Annotated in this window: 16 protein-coding genes; 12 read left to right on the plus strand and 4 right to left on the minus strand. The window is 73.9% G+C overall.

What is annotated here, in order from left to right; genetic code table 11:
- Nucleotides 1-103 precede the first annotated feature (103 nt).
- The 11 genes from ACFVXK_RS10475 to ACFVXK_RS10525 all read left to right on the plus strand — a co-directional run bounded on the left by ACFVXK_RS10475 (nucleotide 104) and on the right by ACFVXK_RS10525 (nucleotide 13664).
- Nucleotides 104-436, plus strand: coding sequence for a hypothetical protein (locus ACFVXK_RS10475; protein ID WP_389611100.1), 333 nt, complete (start codon nucleotides 104-106; stop codon nucleotides 434-436).
- A 21-nt stretch (nucleotides 437-457) separates the two neighbouring features.
- Complete coding sequence (locus tag ACFVXK_RS10480; protein WP_389611101.1) at nucleotides 458-769, plus strand: pore-forming ESAT-6 family protein; 312 nt, start codon at nucleotides 458-460, stop codon at nucleotides 767-769.
- Between the two features lie 49 nt (nucleotides 770-818).
- Nucleotides 819-1196: a DUF6507 family protein gene (locus ACFVXK_RS10485; protein WP_389611102.1), complete on the plus strand. Its 378-nt coding sequence runs from the start codon at nucleotides 819-821 to the stop codon at nucleotides 1194-1196.
- On the plus strand, nucleotides 1193-3574 hold the full coding sequence (locus ACFVXK_RS10490; RefSeq protein WP_389611103.1) for a hypothetical protein: 2382 nt from the start codon (nucleotides 1193-1195) through the stop codon (nucleotides 3572-3574). The genes ACFVXK_RS10485 and ACFVXK_RS10490 overlap by 4 nt, the downstream gene beginning before the upstream one ends.
- Nucleotides 3571-4326: a hypothetical protein gene (locus ACFVXK_RS10495; RefSeq protein ID WP_389611104.1), complete on the plus strand. Its 756-nt coding sequence runs from the start codon at nucleotides 3571-3573 to the stop codon at nucleotides 4324-4326. The genes ACFVXK_RS10490 and ACFVXK_RS10495 overlap by 4 nt, the downstream gene beginning before the upstream one ends.
- Nucleotides 4327-4447: 121 nt before the next feature.
- Nucleotides 4448-4690, plus strand: coding sequence for a hypothetical protein (locus ACFVXK_RS10500; RefSeq protein ID WP_385872668.1), 243 nt, complete (start codon nucleotides 4448-4450; stop codon nucleotides 4688-4690).
- Nucleotides 4691-4712: 22 nt separating this feature from the next.
- Nucleotides 4713-6053, plus strand: a complete 1341-nt coding sequence (gene eccD / locus ACFVXK_RS10505) for a type VII secretion integral membrane protein EccD (protein ID WP_389611116.1) — start codon at nucleotides 4713-4715, stop codon at nucleotides 6051-6053.
- A gap of 16 nt (nucleotides 6054-6069) precedes the next feature.
- Nucleotides 6070-7458 (plus strand): hypothetical protein, encoded by a 1389-nt coding sequence (locus ACFVXK_RS10510; protein ID WP_389611105.1) that lies wholly within the window; start codon nucleotides 6070-6072, stop codon nucleotides 7456-7458.
- On the plus strand, nucleotides 7455-11516 hold the full coding sequence (gene eccCa / locus ACFVXK_RS10515; RefSeq protein WP_389611106.1) for a type VII secretion protein EccCa: 4062 nt from the start codon (nucleotides 7455-7457) through the stop codon (nucleotides 11514-11516). Before ACFVXK_RS10510 ends, eccCa begins: the two co-directional genes overlap by 4 nt.
- 4 nt (nucleotides 11517-11520) lie before the next feature.
- A complete protein-coding gene (locus tag ACFVXK_RS10520) occupies nucleotides 11521-12936 on the plus strand; it encodes a DUF6177 family protein (RefSeq protein WP_389611107.1) in 1416 nt (471 codons plus the stop codon).
- A gap of 113 nt (nucleotides 12937-13049) precedes the next feature.
- The gene (locus ACFVXK_RS10525) at nucleotides 13050-13664 is read left to right on the plus strand and encodes a hypothetical protein (RefSeq protein WP_389611108.1); all 615 of its coding nucleotides are present in this window, start codon (nucleotides 13050-13052) and stop codon (nucleotides 13662-13664) included.
- 39 nt (nucleotides 13665-13703) lie between these two features.
- Here the strand turns inward: ACFVXK_RS10525 and ACFVXK_RS10530 are convergent, their stop codons facing one another.
- On the minus strand, nucleotides 13704-14381 hold the full coding sequence (locus ACFVXK_RS10530; RefSeq protein WP_389611109.1) for a response regulator: 678 nt from the start codon (nucleotides 14379-14381) through the stop codon (nucleotides 13704-13706).
- Between the two features lie 3 nt (nucleotides 14382-14384).
- Entirely contained in the window at nucleotides 14385-15590 is a 1206-nt protein-coding gene (locus ACFVXK_RS10535) for a sensor histidine kinase (protein ID WP_389611110.1), read from the minus strand.
- Nucleotides 15591-15697: 107 nt separating this feature from the next.
- Here ACFVXK_RS10535 and ACFVXK_RS10540 point away from each other — a divergent pair, with 107 nt between their 5' ends.
- Nucleotides 15698-16684 carry an SAM-dependent methyltransferase gene (locus tag ACFVXK_RS10540; protein ID WP_389611111.1) on the plus strand — a complete coding sequence of 329 codons (987 nt, stop codon included), beginning with the start codon at nucleotides 15698-15700 and terminating at the stop codon, nucleotides 16682-16684.
- Nucleotides 16685-16775: 91 nt separating this feature from the next.
- On the opposite strand, the gene ACFVXK_RS10545 is transcribed toward ACFVXK_RS10540, so the two are convergent.
- Together ACFVXK_RS10545 and ACFVXK_RS10550 are read right to left on the minus strand one after the other, a co-directional pair.
- Nucleotides 16776-18326, minus strand: coding sequence for a M28 family metallopeptidase (locus ACFVXK_RS10545; RefSeq protein ID WP_389611112.1), 1551 nt, complete (start codon nucleotides 18324-18326; stop codon nucleotides 16776-16778).
- A gap of 211 nt (nucleotides 18327-18537) precedes the next feature.
- Entirely contained in the window at nucleotides 18538-19662 is a 1125-nt protein-coding gene (locus ACFVXK_RS10550; RefSeq protein ID WP_389611113.1) for a DUF5937 family protein, read from the minus strand.
- Between the last annotated feature and the right edge of the window lie 213 nt (nucleotides 19663-19875).

Raw genomic sequence — 19875 nt, forward strand, 5'->3', positions numbered from 1 at the left:
GACAGAGGTTCCGGCCAGCTGAAACCGTGTTTGTGTTCGCAACGTCCCTTCGGTAGACAGGTCACGAACGCAAGTGACGGCTCAACACGTCAGGGGTGGGTGAATGAAGTTCGACATGGGCAGCACCACGCTGTCCGAGCTGGGCAAGGCCACGAGCGGCTCCAGCGACGACCTCGGCACGCTGATCAAGCTGCTGGTCGCGGCCGCCGACCCGCTGGAGGGCAAGTTCAACGGGGTCGGCCGGACCGCGTTCGACTCGTTCAAGCGGCGCTCGGACGCCATCACCGCGGAGCTGAACAGCTCGCTGCAGGGCATCCTCGGCGGCCAGCGCGGCATGGACACGTCCTTCACCAGCGGTGCCCACGAGCAGGGCGACAACGCCCACCAGAACATGGGCTCCGCCAACTTCGACGCCGCCCGCTTCGGCGCCCGCTGAAACCCGGGGGATTGAGGAGACATGGGACAGAACCAGGACCGCACCTCGTACGACGTCGCCGCCTCCGTGGAGGTCCAGGGCGGCCTCGGCGGGATCATCGGCCAGCTGGAGCGGGTGCTCGGCGACCGTGACGCGGCGGTGAAGGCGGCGATGGCCGAGTTCACGGCCGACGGCGTCTCGGACGAGTACCACGGCAAGGAAGTCCGCTGGAACAAGGCGGCCAACGAGGTGCGCGACATCATCCGCCTCGTGCGCAGCACGCTGGAGCAGAACGACGCGACCGCGCAGGCGACGCTCGCGAAGGCCAAGGCGGCGGTCGACGGCATCGGCTGACGCCGGCCGGAGCACCGGACGCAGGTTCACGGGGACACGGGGGTAGGTCATGGACTGGGACATCAAGCCGTCCGGTGTGCAGGGGGTCGTCAACAAGACGATCACCGCAGCGGAAGGCTTCCAGAAGGCGGGCACGTCGCTCCAGAAGGAGCTGCCGGAGGCGGCCAAGCACGCCGGCACCGTCTCGCCCGGCGGGGGCGCCGGCGAGAGCGGCGGCATGGGGCCGATCGCCGGCGCGCTGGGTGAGCTCATGGCCTCCCACCAGCAGCGGCTGGCCTTCATCTCGGCGCGCACGGAGGCCTCGCTGAACGGGGCGATCAAGGCCACGACGGCGTACGTCCAGGGCAACATCGAACAGGCGCAGAACGCCCAGAACGAGGCGCTCAAGGAGCCGAAGATCGACCTGCCGGGGGCGGACAAGAAATGACCGACCACGTACCGATCAATCCGTGCACGATTCCGTTGTTCACGGGTGACCTGGACGCGCTGGAGAAGAACAAGACGGCGATCGACACGGCGGCTGGGACGTTCCGTGACGCGGGGTCGAACGTGGACTCCGAGTTCCAGGGCCTGTCCGCGTTCTACTCCGCTCCCGAGGCGGAGAAGCTGTTCGCGACGACCAAACCGGTCAAGACCGACAGCGACTTCTTCGCCGACCAGCTGGAATCCGCGTCGAAGGCACTGGGTGAATACATCACCGAGGCGAGGCCGATCGTCGCCCGCCTGAAGGAACTCCAGGCCAAGGCCACCACCTTCAGCAGCAAGATCAGCGGCGACAAGCACTGGAAGGACGACGGCGACAAGATCGACGAGAACAACGATCTGATCCACGACGTCAACGCCGCCGTCTCCGCGTTCTGGGCCGCCGAACGCACCTGCGCGAACAAGATCCGCGCCCTCTACTGCGCCGCCCCCCTCACCGCCGACGACGGCTCCCACGGCGCGAACATGTACGGCTACAAGGGCGAGGACCTCAACAAGGCACAGGACCTGCCCTGGGGCTCCCAACTCGAAGAAACCCACCGCGCCTGGGAGATCGGCTACTGGGTCAAGTCCTTCGTCTGGGACGGCCTGATCGTCGACGGGATCTGGGGCACCATCCGCGGACTTGGCACCCTGGTCGGCGTCGACGGCTGGGACAAGGCCGGCCAGGCCTGGACCGGCCTGGCCAAACTCGCCACCGGCCTGGCCATCGCCTCCCTCCCCGGCGTCGGCACCGCGTTCTGGATGGCCGACGACAAGGACCTCCCCTCCTGGATCCGCGACTCGCGCACCGCGGTCAAGGAGACCGGCAAAGCCCTCGTCGCGTGGGACGAGTGGGGCAAGAACCCCGCCCGCGCGGCCGGCGCGGTCACCTTCAACGTCCTGACCACCGTCTTCACCGGCGGCGCCGGCACCGCCGCGAAAGCCGGCACGGTCGCCAAGGTCATCAGCGTCGCCGGGAAAGCCGGCCGCCTCATCGACCCCATGACCTACATCGGCAAGGCCGGCTCCCTCGCCAAGGTCAAGATCGGCGACCTCTTCACGAACCTCGGCAAAGCCGACGGCGCCTTCCCGAAGATCACCGACGTGGTGTGGAAGGACCTGCCCAAGGCCGACATGCCCGGCGTCAAGTTCCCCCACCCCGAAGACACCGTCCGCCTCCCCGACGACGCCCTGGGCCGTCCCCAGTTCTACGACAAGACCACCCACCAACTCCTCGACCACCAAGGCCTCCCCAAACAGGACCTCACCACAGTCCCCAAGGGCCCCGACCACCCCCTCGCCGAACTCCCCAAGAAGCAGGAAGTCACCGTCGGCGGCGGCAACACCCACCACGTCACGGGCACCGCCGACCACCCCATCGCGGGCGGCACCACCCACACCCCGGGCGGCGCGGCCGACCACACCCCCGGCGGCACCGCGGACCACACCCCGCACAACAGCCACACCGAACCCGGCGGCCACAACCCCACCGGCGGCCACGGCGGCACCGACACCACCCCCACGGGCGGCGGCCACGGCGACACCCCCTCCACCGGCGGCGACCACGGCGGCGGCCACGGCGGGGACCACGGCGGCGGCGGCCACGGCGACGGTCCGGGCGTCCCGCACCAGGGCGACGGCCCGGGCGGCGGCGGTGGCGGCCACGACGGTCCGGGCGGCGGCGCCGACGACGGGATCCTCCCCGGCGGCTCCGAGCCCCGGCCGGACGGTGCGCGCTACATCGAGGAACCCACCCCCGAGCACGTCAAGGCGGCGAAGTTCTACGACGAGGTCCGAGCCAACCCGGAACACCTGGACATCGGCGCCATCTCCGACAACACCGGTATCAGCACGAAGGTGCTGGACCGGGTCCGCACCCACTTCTTCCTCACCGAGCACGTGGTGCCGGAGGGGCCCGCGCTCTCCCGGCACGGCTACTTCACGCCGCGCAGCGACATCGCGGAGATCTGGGAGGCCGCGGGCAAGCGCGAACTGACCCCGGAGGAGGCGACGAAGTTCGAGCGGTACATCGGGCACGAATACGTCGAGAGCCAGCTGATGGAGGCAGGTCTGCCCTACACCGTCGACGCCCCGCAGCTGTGGGAGTCGTTCCAGAACGGCGACGGCCCGATCGAGTACTATCGCGAATTCCCCGGCAGGCCCGACGAGGCCGGTGCCCACGACCTCGCGGTGAACGAGCGCAGGGGCGGGTTCAGCCAGTGGGAGAGGGCAGGGTTCGACGTCCCGGAGGTCAACCTGGCGTCCGATCTGTCCAACATCGACGACGTGGTGGCGGTTCTGAAGGACATGCTGCGCGCGAAGGGAATTGAGCTCAAGTGACCGACCGGACGGCAGACGCCGTGCTGAACCGCCTCCGCGCCGTACCGTGGGCGAGCGACTGGGACTTCGCGTTCGGGCACGTCAAGTCGCGCCGGGTGCTGTTCCGTGAGTACCTGCGGCGCGCGGCCGTGTGGGCCCGGGCGTATCCGGCGGCCGAGGCGGGCTGGCCCTTCTCCGACGTCACCGGCCACGTGGACCCCGCGTTCCGGCTCTCCCCGGAGGCGGAAGCCGAACTCGCGGAATTCCTCCGGCGCCTGCCCGACGCCGAGGTACGGAACACCTGCTCCGGCGCCGTCCGCCTGGCGGCGCTCAGGGCGCAGGACCCGGCCGCCTTCGCGGGCCTCCCCGACCTCTACGAGCCGCTGGTCCTCTTCTACGAGCGGGGCGGCGAGTTCCTCCGGGACAATCGCGGCGCCCTCGACCTGACGGGCGTGAGCTTCCGGCTCGGCGCGCTCGCGGACTACCTCGGCAACCCTCCCGTCACCCAGCTCGGCGACACCGTCCTCGACGCGCTCGACGCGGACGGGCGGACCGCGTACTACACGGCGGAGGACGGCCAGGGGCCCCTCATGCGGCGGCGGACGCCGCGCGACGGGCAGCGGGACGAGCTGTTCGGCCACGACCTGCGCTGGGCACCGACGGACCTGATCCCCGCGGGCGAGACGGAGCTGAAGGAGGCCGGTCTGGCCGAGCTCGACGAGCTCAAGGCGGCCCGCCTCATCGGGGAGATCGTGGCGGCCGTCTCCGGCTGAGCGCTTGCCTGTGGCCCGCCCGCGCGGACGGGCGGGCGCACCGCGCAACCGGACGTGCTGGTTTCGCCGTCGTCAAGGGGCGTACTAGCGTTCGGGGGCGACACGGGGAAGGGAGGCCGGGGTGGCGGCTGAGGATTACGACAGCCAGTTGCTGGAGTCCGTCGCGGTGCGGCGGCGCCGGCTGCGCGACGCCGTGCTGTTCGGTGCGCAGCGGGGCCGGCGGGTCGCGGACGAGCGGATCGGCAAGGCCGTCGCGGGGCTGGTCATCGCGGCCGTGCTGTGCGCCGGATGCGTCGGCTGGTCCTTCATCCAGCACCGGATGATCGGCAAGGTCGGGACGCCAGGACAGGTCAGAACTCGGTGATAGGTTCGAACGCGTGGTGAGCATGGGGGCGGGAAGCGCTACGGCGCTCAGCCGGGTGACCCTGGTCGGTCAGCGGCGGCGGATGGATCTCGTACTCCCCTCCCGGGAGCCCGTCGGGCGGCTGCTGCCCGACGTCATACGGATGCTGGACGACCGGGTGGCCACGCAGCCGATGCTGCGTCATCTGGTCACCGCGGACGGGTCCGTGCTGGAGCACGGGGTCTCGCTGGAGGACGCGGGCGTCGCCGACGGGGCCGTGCTGCGGCTCGTACGGGTGCAGGACGTGCCGTCCGCGCCCGTGGTGCACGACGTCACCGACGAGGCCGCCGAGGACCTGGACGTACGGGCCTGGCGCTGGCGGCCGTCCGCGCGGCGGGTCACCGCCGGGGCCGGGCTGGTGCTGTGGGCGCTGGTCGCCGCCTGGTTCGCCCGGGCCGCGTTCGCGCCGGGGACCGTCGCCGGGGTGCTGCTGGCGACCGCCGCCGTGTGCGGGGCCGTCGGGGCCGTCGCGGGCCGGATGAAGGGTTCCGGGCTCGCCGCCGCGCTGCTCGCGACCGCCGGTGCGGTCGGGGTGCTCGGGGCGTGGACCCTGGGCGACGCGCAGCACTGGCACGCGATGGGCCGGCTGGCCGCCGTCGCGCTCGCGCTGGCCGTGGCGCTCGCGCTGCTGGGGTGGTTCACGCCGCTCGGGCGGGGCGGGTTCGTCGGGGCCGCCGCCGTGGCCGGGCTGACCGCCATCTGGGAGGGCGTGGCCCTGGCCCAGGGGCAGGCGGGCGCCCGTACCGGAGCCGTGCTCGCCGTGGTCTCCGTCGTCCTGCTCGGGGTGCTGCCGCGGCTCGCGCTGGCCGCGGCCGGGCTCACCGGCCTCGACGACCAGCGGGCCCGCGGGGCCTCCGTCAGCCGGTACAAGGTCGCCACCGCCCTCGGCGCCACCCACCGGGGCATGGCCCTGGCCACCCTCGCCACCGCCGTCTCGGCGGGTGCGGCCGGGGTGCTCGCGCTGACGGAACCCGATGTCTGGACGGTGTCCCTCGCCTCGGCGGTCGCCGCCGTGCTGTGGCTGCGCGCGCGGGCCTTCCCGCTCGTCGCGGAGGTGGTCGCGCTGCTGCTGGCCGGGGCCGCCGTCGCCGTGGCCGCGCTGCTGGTGTGGGCCGGGCGGGCCGGTGCGGCCGGGCCGCTGGCCGTCCTCCTCGCCCTGGCGCTGGCGGCGCTCGGGGTGCTGGCCGTCCAGCCGCCCGAGCACGTACGGGTCCGGCTGCGGCGCTTCGGGGACGCCGCCGAGTCCTTCGGCGTCATCGTGCTGTTCCCGCTGCTCATCGGGGTGTTCGGCGTGTACGGGCGGCTGCTCGGCACCTTCGCGTAAGGGTTGCGACTCAGACATGTCAGACACGAACCGCCAGGACGACTGGCAGGCCGGCGTCCTCGGCGAACTGACGGGCACGGGCCCGGCCACCACCCCGGCTCCGCCCGGGACCCCCGACCGAGCCCCCGCCCGGGCGTACCCGGCGCACGGCGGGCAGGCCGCGCCCGCCGGGCCCGGCCAGGGCCAGTGGCCGGGTGACCCCGCCCGGGCGTACCCGGCGCACGGCCTGGACCCGGCGCACGCCGCGCTCCCGCACCAGAGCCCCGCCCGGGCCGACTGGCCGGGTGACCCCGCCCAGGCGTCCCCCGCCCAGGCGTACCCGGCGCCAGACGGGCACGCCGCGCCCGTCGGTCCCGCCCGCGGCCCCTGGCCCGCCGACGGCGGGCAGGGGGGCGTCGCGCAGGAGCCCGGGCGCCCGTATGCGCAGCCGCAGGCCGCCTACCAGCCGCAGCCCCACACCGCCCGCCGGGCCGCGCCCGAGACCGTGCCCGTGCTCGGGGCCGGCGCGCCCGTCGGGCGGCCCCGGCACGGGGACCCCCTGATGCGCCGCACCCTGCGCACCCTGCGCGGGGCCCTCGGGTCCTCCGCCGCCAAGGCCGTCACCGCCGAGACCGGGCTCGCCACCCAGGTGCAGCAGCCCGTCACCACGGGGCGGCAGATCGTCGTCACCAGCATCCGCGGCGGCTCCGGCAAGACCACCGTCACCGCCCTCCTCAGCCGCACCTACAACCACTTCCGCCACGACCCGGTGCTCACCCTGGAGGCCGACGCCGCCCTCGGCACCCTGCCCGTCCGGCTCGGCGTCGAGTCCCTGCGCTGGACCTGCGGCGACCTCGCCCAGATCGTCCGCCCCTCCATGCAGCTCACCGACATCACCGGCTACCTCGTCCCGCTGCCCGACGGCGGCTGGCTGCTGCCCGGCAGCCAGGGCCGCATCGGCGCCCAGGTCGACGTCGCCACCTACCGGACCGTCATGGTCGCCCTGCGCCGCTACTTCGGCGTCACCGTCGTGGACTGCGAGACCCTCCCCGGCGAGGTCGCCCGTACCGCCCTCGACACCGCGCACGCCCGCGTGCTCACCACCCCCGCCACCGCCGAGGGCCTCGTCTCCACGCACGCCGTCCTCGACTGGCTGGCCACCCTGCCCGTGCCCGTCCTGCCCCGCACCGTCGTCGTGCTCACCGTGCAGTCCCCGCACCCGGCCGTCGACCTCGCCAAGGCCACCGAGAAGCTCGCCGCGACCGGCGCCGGCGTCGTCGTCCTGCCCTACGACCGCCACCTCGCCTCCGGTGGCTCCGTCCGCACCGAACTGCTCGGCGAGGGCACCCGGCAGGCCGCCGTCCGGCTGGCCGCCGAGGTCCTCCAGCGGGCCGTGGCCCTCCCGGTGGCCGGCGGCGCCCGGTGACCCAGCAGCTCGTCCACCGCCCGGCCCGCGGCACCCTCCCCCTCGCCCCCGCCGAACCCCGCGTCGTCGAAGCCCCGCCGAACCTCCCCGAGGGGAAGATCGGCAGCCCGGCCACCGCCCTGCTGCCGATGGCCGGCGTCATGGGCTCGGTCGTGATGATGACCGTCGTCCGCAACAGCCAGTTCGCCGCCGTCGGCGCGATCGTCCTGGTCTTCGCGCTGATGGGCGCCATCGCCCTGTTCTGGTCCCAGCGCGGCAAGGCCCAGCGCACCCGCCGCGCCCAGCGCGAGCGCTACCTGGAGTACCTGGAGGAGCAGCGCGAGGAACTCGGCGCCCGCGAGAAGGCGCTGCGCGACGAGGCCCGCCGCCTCAACCCCCCGCCGGAAGCCCTCTACGACCTCGTACGGGACCCCGCCCGGCTGTGGGAACGCCGCCGCGCCGACGCCGACTTCCTGCGCCCGCGCCTGGGCACCGGAGCCGTCGCCGTCCAGGAGATCGCCCTCGCGCCGGGCGCCGGGAACGTCCTCACCCCGCCCGACCGTTTCATGCTCAACGAGGCCGGCGCCCTCATGGCCCGCTTCGCCCGCGCCAGCGACTTCCCGCTGACCGTCCCCCTCGACCGGGCCGGGAACGTCAGCATCATCGGCGACCGCGAAGGCGTCCTCGGCGTCGCCCGCGCCCTCCTCGCCCACACCGCCGTCCTGCACGCCCCCGACGACGTGGCCGTCGCCCTCGGCGTGCCCGGCGAGCGGCTCGACGACTGGGAGTGGGCCAAGTGGCTGCCCCACGTCCTCGACCAGCAGGAACAGGACGGGCCGGTCGCCGCCCGCCGGATCGCCCCCAGCCTGCCCCAGCTCGCCGCCGGGGTTCTCGCCCCCGACCTGCGCCGCCGCGCCTCGTACGCGGCCGAGGTGCGCCGCGGCCTGTCCGACCGGCGCGCGCTGGCCCTCGCCGGCCGGCTGCTCGTCGTCAGCGACGAGTACGGGGACAACGCCGTCGAACTGCCCCGCCCCGACAGCGCGGTGGGCCTGGCCGACATGAACACCACCGTCATCCACCTCCTCGCCGAACAGGTCCACGAACCCGACGAGGTGGCGATACGGATCACCGTCACCGGCTCCGGCGGCCCCGACGGCTGCCACGTCACCGTCCGCGACCTGCGCACCCCGCAGGCCCCCGCCGCCGAAGGCCTCACCGACGCACTCGGGCCCGCCACGGCCGAGGGCCTCGCCCGGATGCTCGCCCCGCTGCGGCTGTCCGCCGAGTCCGTCGCCGAGGGCACCCCCGTCTCCGGCCCGGTCGACTTCATGGGCCTGCTCGGCATCGACGACCCCGCCCGCCTCGACGTGGACCGGATGTGGGCCCCCCGCAACGAGCGGGACTTCCTGCGCGTCCCCATCGGCGTCGACGACCGCCACGGCCCCGTCCTCCTCGACCTCAAGGAGTCCTCCCAGCTCGGCATGGGCCCCCACGGCCTGTGCGTCGGCGCGACCGGCTCCGGCAAGAGCGAGCTGCTGCGCACCCTCGTCCTCGCCCTGGTCACCACCCACGCGCCCGAGGACCTCGCCATGGTCCTCGTCGACTACAAGGGCGGCGCCACCTTCGCCCCCTTCGAGAAGCTCCCGCACGTCGCCGGCGTCATCACGAACCTGGAGAACCAGGCCGGGCTCGTCGAACGCGTCCACACCAGCCTCGCCGGCGAGGTCAAGCGCCGCCAGCAGGTCCTCAAGGACGCCGGCAACGTCGCCGACATCGGCCACTACGCCGTCCTGCGCGCCGAGAAGCCCGAACTGGAGCCGCTGCCGCACCTGTTCGTCGTCATCGACGAGTTCGGCGAACTCCTCACCGCCAAGCCCGACTTCATCGACCTGTTCCTGTCCATCGGCCGCATCGGCCGCTCCATCGGCGTGCACCTGCTGCTCTCCAGCCAGCGCATCGAGGGCGGCAAGCTCAAGGGCCTGGACACCTACCTCTCCTACCGGCTCGGCCTGCGCACCTTCTCCGCCGACGAGTCCCGCACCGTCCTCGACACCACCGACGCCTTCCTGCTGCCGCCGCTGCCCGGCTTCGGCTACCTCAAGGTGGACACCTCCACCTACACCCGCTTCAAGGCCGGCTACGTCTCCGGCCGCTACCGGGGCCCGGCCGCCGGACCCGGCGCCGCCGAAGAGGGCCCCCTCGCCCTGGCCTACCCGACCTTCAACACCCTCCAGGACGAGACCGGCCCCGCCGAGCCCGCCGAGGAGAAGCCCACCGCCACCGCCCGCGAGACCGGGCCCAGCGTGCTCTCCGTCATCGTCGACCAGCTCGCCGACGCCGCCCCGCCCGTCCGCCGCATCTGGCTGCCCCCGCTGCCCGACGCCGTCCCCCTCGACACCGCCGCCGGACCCCTGTCCGTCACCGAGCACGGGCTGCGGCTCGGCCCCGGCGGCACCGGCCCCCTCGACAAGCCGCGCCGCGCCCCGCTGCGCGTACCGCTCGGCGTCCTCGACGACCCGGCCCGGCAGTGGCGCGGCCCCTGGGAGCTCGACCTGACCGTCGCCGGCGGGCACACCGCCGTCACCGGCGGCCCCCAGTCCGGCAAGACCACCCTGCTGCGCACCCTCGCCCTCTCCCTGGCCCTGACCCACACCCCCCAGGACGTCGCCATATACGGCCTCGACCTGGCCGGCGGCGGCCTCGCCGCCCTCGCCGGGCTCCCGCACGTCGGCGGCATCGCCGGCCGCGCCGACCGCGAACGGGCCGCCCGCACGGTCGCCGAGGTACGGGCCATGCTCGCCGCCCGCGAGCAGCTGTTCCGCGAGCACTCCATCGACTCCGTCGACCAGCTGCGGTCCCTGCGCGCCCAGGGCCGGCTGCCCGAACTCCGCTCCACCGACATCGTCCTGCTCGTCGACGGGTACGGTGCCCTGCGCGAGGAGTTCGACGCCCTCGACGAGGCCGTCACCGACCTGCTCAAGCGCGGCGGCGGCTACGGCATCCACGTCGTCGCCGGCATGCTGCGCTGGAACGACGTCCGCATCGCCAACCAGTCCCTCTTCGGCGGCCGCGTCGAACTGCGCCTGGGCGACCCCTCCGACTCGGCCATCGACCGCAAGCTGTCCGAGACCATCTCCCCGGACACCCCCGGCCGGGTCCTCACCGACGGCAAGCTGTTCGCCCAGACCGCCCTGCCGCGCATCGACTCCCGCGAGGGCACCACCGACCTGGCCGCCGCCCTGGAGGAGGCCGCCGGCACCATCGGCGCCACCTGGCACGGCGAACTCGCCTCCCCCGTCCGCGTCCTGCCCTCCCGGCTGGCCGCCGACCGGCTGCCCTCCGCCGGGGAGGAACCGCACCGCATCCCCGTCGGCGTGGACCAGGACGTCCTCGCGCCCGTCCTCCTCGACCTGTTCGGCCAGGACCAGCACCTGCTGGTCCTCGGCGACAACGAGTGCGGCAAGACCAACCTCCTCGCCCTCGTCGCCCGCCAGCTCATCGCCCGCCACGGCGAGGACGAACTGGTCTTCGCCGTCTACGACCCCCGGCGCGGCCTGCGCGGCGTCGTCCCCGAGCCCTACCGCGGCGGCTACGCCCACAACGCGAAGATCGCCGGCGCCCTGTCGGCCGGGATCGCCAAGGAACTCGACAAGCGCCTCCCCGAGGACGGCCTCGACCCCGACGCCGACCCCGGCGAGGGCCCCGGCTTCACCGGACCGCGCATCGTGGTCCTCGTCGACGACTACGACATCCTCACCACCGCCGGACAGCAGCCGCTCCAGGCGTTCGTGCCCTACCTGCCGTCCGCCCAGGACATCGGGCTGCACTTCGTCATCGCCCGCCGCGTCGCCGGCTCCTCCCGCGCCCTGTACGAACCGCTGCTGACCACCCTGCGCGAATCGGGCACCACCGCCCTCGTCATGAACGGCGAACGCTCCGAGGGCCAGCTGTTCCCGGGGCTCTACGCCAGCGCCCAGCCGCCCGGCCGGGGCACGTTCGTCCGGCGCGGCCGCCCGCACCAGATCGTCCAGACCGCCCTCGCCGACCTCGCCGCCCCGCCGACCCAGGAAGCGCCGTGACACCGTGACCAAGGACGTCATCGCCCTCACCCCGAAGATGCCCGACGCCGCCGCCCTGCTCGTGGCCCTCGCGGCGGGCGGCGCCGACCTGGACGCGGCGAGCGCCGGCGACGGGGCCGTCGTCCAGCTCCTCGGCGCGGGCGGCCGGCCCCTGGTCTCGGTGGAGGCACCCGTCCTCGTCCAGGTCCCCGGCGAGGCCCAGCGGCTCCTCGGCACCCCGTCCGCCACCCCCGTCTGGTGGACCGAGACCCGCGCCTCCACCGCCGTGCCCGAGGCCGCCGACCTCGCCGGGGCCGTCGCCGGACGGCTCGCCGAGGTCCTCGGCGGGGCCGTCTGGCCCGAGGGCGCCGGCCGGGTCACCACCGTGCCCGTCGGCTCCGAGGCCTCGGCGGCGCCCGCGCCCGTCGGGGCCCTGCCCACCGTCGACGTGGTCACCGAGTCCACCGCCGTCGTCCTCGCCGACCGGCCCGTGGTCCCGCTGACCGCCTGGCTGTCGGACGTCCTGCGCACCACGGCCGCCTTCGGCGCGGCCCTGCACATCGTCACCCCCGCCCACTGCCGGCTCAGCCTGCCGCTGCGCACCGTGCTGACCGGCGTGCCGAACCGGTGGGTGGTCCAGGACCCCGACTGCGGCTACTACGACGGCCTCTCCGGAGCCGTCCTGGCCTGGCAGGACGGCACCTTCGCCCCCGCCCGCGACGCGCAGGGCCAGGCCCGGCTCGCCGACGCCTTCCGGCGGCCCGCCGGCGGGGCCGGGGAGCGGCGGCTGACCGTCCACCTGCGCACCGAGCACCCCGCCGACGCCGACACCCTGCTCGGCGGCGCCCTGGAGACCGCCTGGCAGGCCCTCACCGGCGCGGGCCCGGCCGGCTGGGGCACCGCCGAACCCGTCAACCTGCCCTGGTCCCCGCGCCAGTTCACCGACCTCGCCCGCGCCCGGATGCCCGAGCCCACCCTCGTCACCGCCGTCGGCCGCCCCGAACGGCCCGCGCTGGCCACCGTCCGCGTCACCCGCACCGCGACCGGGGTCGAGGAGGACGCCACCCTGTCCCTCGGGTACGGGCCGGACGAGGACGTACCGCTCGACGCCGTCGAGGAGCTCGCCGGGGCCCTGGTCTCCGGGCACGGCCTGGTCAGCATGCTGGTCTCGCTGGGCCCCGGCCGCCGGGACCTGACCCTGACCCCCCGCTTGACGGCCCCCGCCGTCCCCGTGTCCTTCACCCTCGGCGCCCGCGGCGTCACCGAGGTCACCCTGACGCAGGCCCGCCGGCCCCCGCTGGCGCTGAAGCCCGTCCAGGTGGGCCCGGAGCGCAGGCCCGGTCTGCACTACCCGCTGGGGGACGGCACCGCCCCCGCCGCGTGGGAGACCCTCTCCACCCTGCTGACCCACCTGCGCACGGCGATCCCCCCGCTGCCGTAGGCCGGTCGGGGTAACTCCACGATCAACACACGAATCCCACGGCTGTGCGGGGTAGGGCCGGACGGGACGGACCCTCGATCCGGTCCGCGCCCCGCAACCGAAGGACAGCCCCGATGCTCCTCTCCCGCCCGGCCCGCCTCGCCGCCCCCGCCCTGGCCGCGCTCACCCTCACCACGGTCCTCGCGAGCCCGGCCTCCGCCGCCCCGGCGATCGTGTCCCGCGACAACAACCAGGTGGTCTTCACCGCGCAGCCCGGGGCGACGAACACCGTCACCTTCAGCACCCCCGGCGGCTGGCTCCAAGTGGAGGACAAGACCAGCCGGATGGTCCCGGGCTCCGGCTGCTCCCGGTTCAACGACAACCCGCACATCATCCGCTGCGGACACTCGGCGGCCGTCACCCGCCTGCAGGCGTCCCTCGGCGACCGGGACGACGTGGTCAGGAACGAGACGTCCATCCCCGGCGACCTGACCGGCGGACCGGGCGACGACATGCTCATCGGCGGCAGCGGCCCCGACCGGCTCATCGACTCCGACGGCTGGAACGCCCCGGCCGGCTCCAACACCTTCGAGGGACGCGGCGGCAACGACACGATCATCAGCCGCAACGGCGGCTACGACCGGATCGACTGCGGCGAGAGCCTCGCCGACGCCGACATCGTCCTGGCCGACCAGGCCGCCCTGGACCACCTCGTCCCGAACACCTGCGAGTACGTCCAGCGCGGCTAGCGCGCGGGATTACCGCTCGCGGGGTTACCGCGCGCGGGGTTACAGCTGCGGGCCGCCCCCGGCCCGCACCAGGCCCGTCTCGTAGGCCAGCACCACCACCTGCACCCGGTCGCGCAGCCCCAGCTTCGTCAGGATGCGGCCCACGTGCGTCTTGACCGTCGCCTCCGACAGCACCAGCCGCCCCGCGATCTCCCCGTTCGACAGGCCCTGCGCCACCAGCAGCATGACCTCCCGCTCGCGCTCGGTCAGCCGCTCGATCTCCTTGTTCTCCGGCTCCTGCGCGGTCGTCGGGAGCATCGGCGCGAACCGGTCCAGCAGCCGCCGCGTCGTGGACGGGGCCACCACCGCGTCCCCGCTGTGCACCGAGCGGATCGCGGCCAGCAGCTCCGCCGGCGGGACGTCCTTCAGCATGAAGCCGCTCGCCCCGGCCTTCAGCCCGGAGAACGCGTACTCGTCCAGGTCGAAGGTGGTCAGGATGATCACCTTCGGGTGCTCGTCCGGCTCGCAGATCCGCCGCGTCGCCTCCACCCCGTCCAGCCGGGGCATGCGCACGTCCATCAGCACCACGTCCACCTTCGTGGCCCGCAGCACCTCCAGCGCCTCCAGACCGTCCCCGGCCTCCGCGACGACCTCCATGTCCGGCTGGGCGGCGAGCACCATCCGGAAGCCCGTGCGCAGCAGCACCTGATCGTCGACCAGCATCACTCGGATGGACATCAATCACCTTTTCTTGAGCGGGAGCAGCGCACTGATCCGGAAGCCGCCGCCGGGCCGGGGGCCCGCGTCCAGGGTGCCTCCGACCATACCGATGCGTTCGCGCATGCCGATCAGTCCGTGCCCGGCGCCGTCCGCGCCGCCGTCCTCGTACAACTCGTGTGCGGCGCCCCGGCCGTCGTCCTCGACCAGCAGGCCCAGCCCGTCGTCGAAGTAGACCAGCCGTACGCTCGCCCGCGCGTCCGGACCGCCGTGCTTGCGCGTGTTCGTCAGCGCCTCCTGCACGATCCGGTACGCGGTCAGTTCCACCCCGCTGGGCAGCTTGCGCGGGGTGCCCTCCACCTCGAAGTCCACCGTCAGCCCGGCCGCCCGCACCTGCTCGACCAGCACCTCGATCTGCTCCACGTCCGGCTGCGGCACGTAGTCCTCGGACTCCTGCGGCTCGCCCGTGCGCAGCACGCCCAGCAGCCGGCGCATCTCCGCGAGGGCCTGGCGGCCCGTCCCCGAGATGGTCTGGAGGGCCTCCTTGGCCTGCTCGGGCGCCACGTCCATGACGTACGCGGCCCCGTCGGCCTGGACCACCATCACCGACACGTTGTGCGCGACGACGTCGTGCAGCTCGCGGGCGATCCGGGCCCGCTCGGCGGCCACCGCCACCTTCGCCTGCGCCTCGCGCTCCTTCTCCAGCCGCTGGTTGCGCTCCACGAGCTGGGCGTAATAGGCGCGGCGGGTGCGCAGCGAGTCGCCCAGCACCCAGGCGAGGGCGAAGGGCACCAGCATGAACAGGACGAACAGGACCTCCTGCGCCGGGCTCTCGCTCTTGTCGACGCCGAACCGCACGAAGTAGAGCGGGGAGGCCAGCAGCCCGGAGACCAGCGCCGTCCGCGACATCCAGCGCGGGACGTCGCCGGAGGCGGCGACCGTGTAGAGGACCACCAGCATCGCGATGTCGCAGAACTGCGCCTGCGAGCCGATGACCAGCTGGTAGAGGCCCGCCCCCACCGTCAGCCAGAACATCTGCCCGGTCCACTTGCGGCGCAGCGCGATGACGGCGGTCAGCGCGACCACGACGGGCACCGTCGCCAGCCGCAGCGTCCGGCTCGCCCCGCCGAGGTCGGCGACGTTCAGCATCGAGAACCCGAAGAAGAGGACAGCCCAGAAGCTGTCGACGCCCGTCGGGTGTCTGCGGATGAAGTCGTAGAGGCGCTGCACGTAACCCAGAGTAGGGAAAGGGGATAGGTGCTGGAGTCAACCACAGGTGCGATCCCTGTGACGGGGGAGTACTCCCCAAGGTGGAGGGTGCCCTTAACCTGAGCGGGATGAACGCTCAGGGTGGTGCCGGGGAGCCGGTCCGGTGGCGGGCGGCCATGGAGGCCGCGCTGTACGGGCCGGGCGGTTTCTACGTGCGGCCGGGCGGTCCCGGGCCCGCCGGGCACTTCCGGACCTCCGTGCACGCCTCCCCCCTGTACGCGGGGGCCGTGGCCCGGCTGCTGGCCTCGGTGGACGCGGAGCTCGGGCATCCGGAGCGGCTCGACCTGGTGGACGTGGGCGCCGGGCGGGGCGAGCTGCTGGCCGGGGTGCTCGCCGCCCTGCCGGAGGCGACGGCCGCGCGGGTGGTCCCGTACGCCGTCGAGCGCGCCGCCGCCCCCGAGGGGCTGGACCCGCGGATCCGCTGGGTGGACGCGCCGCCCGCGGGGACGACGGGCCTGCTGTTCGCGAACGAGTGGCTGGACAACGTACCGCTGGACATCGCCGAGGACGGCCGGTACGTCCTGGTCGCCCCCGACGGCACGGAGACCCCGGGCGGCCCGCTGGAGTCCGCCGACCGGGCCTGGCTGGAGCGGTGGTGGCCGGGCGGGGAGCGGGAGGGCCGGGCGGAGATCGGCCGGGCTCGCGACGAGGCCTGGGCGGCGGCCGTCGCCACCCTGGAGCGGGGGCTGGCGGTGGCCGTGGACTACGCCCACACCCGCGCCGCCCGCCCCCCGTACGGCACCCTCACCGGCTTCCGCGAGGGCCGCGAGGTGGCCCCCGTCCCGGACGGCGGCCGCGACGTCACCGCGCACGTCGCCCTCGACTCCTGCGCCGGCCCGGGCGCCCGCCTCCTCACCCAGCGCGAGGCGCTCACGGCCCTCGGCGTCTCGGGCGGCCGGCCCCCGCTGGCCCTGGCCTCCACCGACCCGGCGGGCTACGTGCGCGCCCTGGCCTCGGCGGGGGAGGCGGCCGAGCTCACCGCGCGCGGCGGCCTCGGCGACTTCGGCTGGCTGCTCCAGCCGGTCGGCGTCCCGGGCCCGGCCCTCGGCGGGTAGGCCCTCCCGGCCCTCCCGCCGGGCGTGGCGGAGGGGCCGGCATCCCCCCGAACGCCGGCCCCTCCGTGACGGTGACCGCCCCCCGCCGCTGCTACTCGGCGGCCTCGTGGTCGTGGCCCGGGCGCAGACCGCCGCCGTTGCCCGAGCCGGTGGTCGGCTTCGAGACGACCGGCTGCGACAGCGGGGCCAGGTCGTAGGCGTAGTGGCCGACCGCGTTCGCGATCACGTCGACGTTGATGTCGAGGGCCTTCTGGTCGATGTTGGTGATGTCGTCGCCCTTGCCGTGGTAGTTCACGTCGTAGGCGACACCCGCCTGACCACCGAACTTCGCGGCCTGCGCGGCGGTCTTGATGCCCTCGGCGCCGGTGTCCGTGCCACCGGACGGGATGCCCGCCTCGATGAACGGGCCGTAGTCCGAGCGGCCGGTGAAGTCACTGCCCTCGTGCGGGATCTTCTGCGCGTCGAGGAAGTCGGTGATCTGCTTCTCCAGCTGCGCCGAACCCTCCGGGCCGGGGCCCGAGCCGACCTTGTCGGAGTCGTCGCCGTCGTAGACGAAGTAGGCGGCGTTGGGCGAGGCGATCATGTCGAAGTTCAGGTAGAGCTTGATCTGCTTCTTCTGCTCCGGGGTCAGCGAGGCCACGTACGCCTCCGAGCCGAGCAGGCCGAACTCCTCCGCCGACCACCAGGCGAACTTGACCTTGTTCTTGATCTTCTTCTGCTCGCTCGCGAGGCGCTGCGCGACCTGGAGGATGCCGGCCGAGCCGGAACCGTTGTCGTTGATGCCGGGACCGGCGGCGACCGAGTCCAGGTGCGCGCCGAGGAAGACCGTGTTGTCCGCGTCGCCGCCCTTGGTCTCGGCGACGACGTTCCAGGTCTTGCGGTTCTCGCGGAACTGGCGGACGTCGAGGGTCACCTCCACCGGCCCGGCGGAGGCCTCGGCGGCCAGCTTCTCGCCGTCGGCCTGGCTGATGCCGCCGGTGGGGACCTTGCCCACGTTCGGGTCGCCGAGGGTGCCGTTCAGGGCGCCCGCGGTGTTGTTGTAGATCACCGCGCCGACCGCACCGGCCGCCGCCGCGTTGGCCTGCTTGGTGGCGAAGGTGCAGCCGCCGCGCTTGACCAGGGCGATCCTGCCGGTGAAGGCCCCGGCGGCGAAGTCGGAGGCCTCGCAGCCGTTGGAGCCGTCCGCGTCGACCGGGACGACCGCGACCGGGGCGGTGACCCCGCCCTCCGGGCCGCTCGCGGTGTACGTCATCAGCTTGAGCGGGACGTCCCGTCCGTTCGCCCCGTCGACCTTCAGGGTCTCCGCGATCGTCTCGACGTACACGAAGTCGAACTCGTGCCGCGAGACCTCGTACCCGGCGGCCTTCAGCACGCCCTCGACGTACTTGGCGGACTGCTCGTGCCCCTTCGACCCGGCGACGCGGGTGCCGTTGTTGTAGTCGGCGATCGACTGGAAGACCTTCAGGTGATTGTTCGCACCCTTGCCGGTCGCCTCCTTGACCAGCTTCCTGGCCAGGGCGTCACCCCGGGCGGCGTCGCTCTGCGGGCTCGACGCGCCGGCCGGGCCGGCGAGGAGCAGCGGGGAGACGAGGGCCGCGGCCGCCAGGGCGGCGGTGGCTGCGGCTATACGGCGAGAAGGCATGAAAGTCCTTTCACGGCACGGAGGCGACTGCGGGTGGAGCGACCTGCGGGGTGAGCGGTGGGGGCACGTTAGGCAGCAATCGGCCGCCGTCGCCAGACTTTTCACTGCTTCCGGTTTGTGAAATCCGGATATCGGTCGGTCCGCGCCGACGGGGAACGGCGAAATCCGGCCACTGTCCGCACCCCGGATCGCCCGGCGCCGGACCGGGTGTTCAGCGGAGGATCCCCTCGATGAGGTCGGGGCCTATGCGCGCGACCACCGACAGGTCCAACTGGTGCTGCACGTAGCGCCCCTGACGCCTGGTCTGCATCAGCCCTGCCCGCTTCAGCACGGCCAGGTGCCGGGAGACCTCCGGCGCCGATATCCCGTACACCCGGGCCAGCTCACTGGTCGTGTACGGGGCCCGCGCCAGGCTGCGGCACAGCCGCATCCGCATGGGGTGCGCCAGCGCCTCCATCCGGCGCTGCACCTGCTCCACCGACGGCGGCTCCGAGGCCAGCTCCGGCGACTCCAGCGGGTAGTGGACCACCGGCATCCAGCCCGGCGCGTGCAGCACGAGCAGGTGCGGCCAGCCGAAGTTCGTCGGGACGAACAGCAGGCCCGGCCCGACCTGCGGATCGGTGGCGGTGGCCTGGCCGTTGACCATCTTGTCGGCGGTGATCACGGTGTGCGCCTCGTCCACGCCCAGCGCCGAGGACACCTCCTTCAGCACCGCCGGCAGCCCCCGGTGGCGCAGCACCTCCGTCTTGTGCCGGGCGTCGGCCGTCTGGCGCGGCTCGATCCGCCGCCAGGTCTCCGCGAAGAAGGCCTGGTCGCAGTCCTCCAGCAGCCGCCGCAGCCAGACCCGCACGCCCCCGGTGTCGTCCAGCAGCCGCCGCGTGAACTCCAGCCGCCCCGGACCGCGCGCGGCCGCCGTCTCCAGCGCCTTGGCCCGGGCGGCGGGATCGGTCAGCGGGGACGGGGCGCCGCCCTCGTTGTAGAGCGCCAGCCAGCAGTGCTCCAGCGCGGCCAGCACGAACCGCTCGTCGTCCATCCGGTCGAGGACGTCCAGCTCCTCGGCCAGGGTCGCCCCGGGGCGACCGCTGCCGCCGGGAATGCCGGCGAAGGCCATGAAGATGTCGGAGAAGGAACTGCGCCACATGAAATCGGCCTCGAGGAGCCGCTCGGCCAAGCAGGGGTCGAGCGAGGCCGTGGTGGTCCTCGTCCAGGAATGCAGCGCCGGGTGGTGGGCGGGCTGCGAGAGCGCGTGCAGGGTCATGCAGAGCTCGGCGAGCGGGGAGGGCGCGAAGGCGATCCGCTCCACGGGGAGCCCGGCGATGTCGATGGTCACGCTCATCACCCCATTCTGTCGTCCGGCGCCCCCGTCCGGACCCCCGGGTCGGGACCGGCGCCCCCCTCCGGGCCCGGGGCCGTCCGGGGGCCCGGTGGGGGTCGCGCCGCAGGTGGCGGGGGTGGGGTTTGGGCGCCGGGGCAACGAAGGGGGGGGGGGGGGCGGCGCGGGGGGGGGGGGGGGGATAACGCCGAGAGGGAGGAACCCGGGACAGAATAA

Origin of the sequence: Streptomyces sp. NPDC058157, assembly GCF_042884105.1 — a bacterium.
Classification (GTDB): domain Bacteria; phylum Actinomycetota; class Actinomycetes; order Streptomycetales; family Streptomycetaceae; genus Streptomyces.

What these genes read in the sequence shown, in the direction of transcription:
- ACFVXK_RS10475 (WP_389611100.1), top strand. Translation starts at nt 104, where the DNA reads ATGAAGTTCGACATGGGCAGCACCACGCTGTCCGAGCTGGGCAAGGCC.
- ACFVXK_RS10530 (WP_389611109.1), bottom strand. Translation starts at nt 14,381, where the DNA reads ATGTCCATCCGAGTGATGCTGGTCGACGATCAGGTGCTGCTGCGCACG.
- ACFVXK_RS10485 (WP_389611102.1), top strand. Translation starts at nt 819, where the DNA reads ATGGACTGGGACATCAAGCCGTCCGGTGTGCAGGGGGTCGTCAACAAG.
- ACFVXK_RS10540 (WP_389611111.1), top strand. Translation starts at nt 15,698, where the DNA reads ATGAACGCTCAGGGTGGTGCCGGGGAGCCGGTCCGGTGGCGGGCGGCC.
- ACFVXK_RS10525 (WP_389611108.1), top strand. Translation starts at nt 13,050, where the DNA reads ATGCTCCTCTCCCGCCCGGCCCGCCTCGCCGCCCCCGCCCTGGCCGCG.
- ACFVXK_RS10510 (WP_389611105.1), top strand. Translation starts at nt 6,070, where the DNA reads ATGTCAGACACGAACCGCCAGGACGACTGGCAGGCCGGCGTCCTCGGC.
- ACFVXK_RS10550 (WP_389611113.1), bottom strand. Translation starts at nt 19,662, where the DNA reads ATGAGCGTGACCATCGACATCGCCGGGCTCCCCGTGGAGCGGATCGCC.
- ACFVXK_RS10490 (WP_389611103.1), top strand. Translation starts at nt 1,193, where the DNA reads ATGACCGACCACGTACCGATCAATCCGTGCACGATTCCGTTGTTCACG.
- eccD (WP_389611116.1), top strand. Translation starts at nt 4,713, where the DNA reads ATGGGGGCGGGAAGCGCTACGGCGCTCAGCCGGGTGACCCTGGTCGGT.
- ACFVXK_RS10545 (WP_389611112.1), bottom strand. Translation starts at nt 18,326, where the DNA reads ATGCCTTCTCGCCGTATAGCCGCAGCCACCGCCGCCCTGGCGGCCGCG.
- ACFVXK_RS10480 (WP_389611101.1), top strand. Translation starts at nt 458, where the DNA reads ATGGGACAGAACCAGGACCGCACCTCGTACGACGTCGCCGCCTCCGTG.